Source organism: Paenibacillus sp. AR247, assembly GCF_002968895.1.
Classification (GTDB): domain Bacteria; phylum Bacillota; class Bacilli; order Paenibacillales; family Paenibacillaceae; genus Paenibacillus_AQ; species Paenibacillus_AQ favisporus.
Genome location: NZ_PCZT01000002.1, coordinates 251700 through 253244 on the forward strand (window position 1 = coordinate 251700; position 1545 = coordinate 253244).

Annotated in this window: 2 protein-coding genes and 1 pseudogene; all 3 read right to left on the reverse strand. The window is 56.1% G+C overall.

The annotated features are described in order from the left end of the window. A partial coding sequence (locus CPT76_RS01595; RefSeq protein WP_181152651.1) for an acyltransferase occupies nucleotides 1-638 on the reverse strand: 638 nt, incomplete at its 3' end. 338 nt (nucleotides 639-976) lie between these two features. Further along, nucleotides 977-1276, reverse strand: a complete 300-nt coding sequence (locus CPT76_RS36940) for a hypothetical protein (RefSeq protein WP_105441716.1) — start codon at nucleotides 1274-1276, stop codon at nucleotides 977-979. After that, a pseudogene (locus CPT76_RS36945) lies at nucleotides 1264-1545 on the reverse strand (sodium:solute symporter family protein); the annotation flags it as partial. The gene CPT76_RS36940 and the pseudogene CPT76_RS36945, both read right to left, overlap by 13 nt.

Here is a 1545-nt window from a genome sequence, read left to right on the forward strand (position 1 = left end):
TAGCTGCGGTACTGCAGCAAAACGGACCAGGGTCCGCCAAGCCCTTCGGCCCAGCTCCCCATCCGGTAATAGGAGAGATACAGCAGAGCAGCGTAGATCATAAAAGAACCGCCCAGGATCGCGGACAGCACCCCTGCCCGCTTCTTCGCCTCCATAGGACCGATCACGCGCCGCGCCGCCCGGAACGCCCAGGCAAACAGCGGAAACAGCAGGTAGAACTGAAAGATCATCAGGATAAACCACAGCTGGTATCCCGTCTGAGGAACGAACATCTCTTTCAGCAGCGCTCCCCAGTCCTGACCTCCTTTTTGCCAGAAAGATGGGGTAAATACGTGGACATACAGCCAATAAATCACCGTCCAGCACAGGAAAGGGACATACACATCCCCGAACCGTTTGCGGATAAACGGACCGTACCGAAACCGTTCACCATAGTTGTAGAACAGCAGCACGGCGGACAAAAATACAAAGGTCGGCGTTCCGAAACGGGTCAGGTGGTAGATCATCGTCAGCATGGTGGAATCCGCGGCCACAATGTCGGGCCTGTAGATGTACTCGGCAATGGAATGCTGCATCACGATCGCCAGAAAGGCGAGGCCACGCAGCTGCGTCCATTCTTCGATTCGCGGTTTGCCCATGAGCATGAGGTCCTCCTTCTTCTTGGTCAGGGCCAGTATACCCGGTCAATATTAAATGAACCTTAAAGCAGGCGGAATTAACAGATTTTATCTCATCCAAAAAGTCTTTTTTTTGCTCCATACAGGGTCAAGATTCTTCAGGTACTAATAACCCCCCAATACATATAAAAAACCGGGAAGTCCATCTTCTGGACTTTCCCGGCACGAAGCACCGTGTATAACGAAAAATGCCTATCAAATGGCAGTCCATCCATTAAGGGGCCCCTTGATCTAAAGGCTCACCCCACGGTCATAACGATATTTTTCTAACTTTTCCCGCTGCTTGCTCACAGCACCGATCATGCACCTTTGACGGCCGCACGCTCGGCAGCGGCGCTGTCGCGGCTGGCGGACAAGGACCGGGTCGCTGCGCTGACGATCAGGGAAACCACGATGTTGGCGAGCAGCGCCACGATCCCCACGTTCAAATCCTGGAACCAGCTCGGGGCCGCAGGGAAAAAGGTGCCCATGGTGGCGCCGATCAGGTTGATATAAGCGACGATCAGCACGCCGACCGTCACTCCGGCAAACACGCCGTACTTGTTCAACGGATTCCGTTTCATGAAGCTTGTGACCACCGCCGGCGTCAGCTGCGACACAAAACCGTCCCGCTCAGCATCAGCAGCAGGATCGCCGAGCCGCTGTTGAACGTGAAGATGAGCGCGACCGCGGCCACCACCGGCACCAGCCAGCGCGCCAAACTCATGACCGTGCGGTCGTCCGTCCGCGGACGGAGCGCTTTGACGACGTTGTTGGCGATCAGCGATGCCGTCGTCATCAGCAGCATCGATCCCGGAACGATCGCCGTCAGCAGCCCGGCAGCGCCAAGGAGACCGACGACCCAGGGGCTGAACGTTTGCTTTACAAT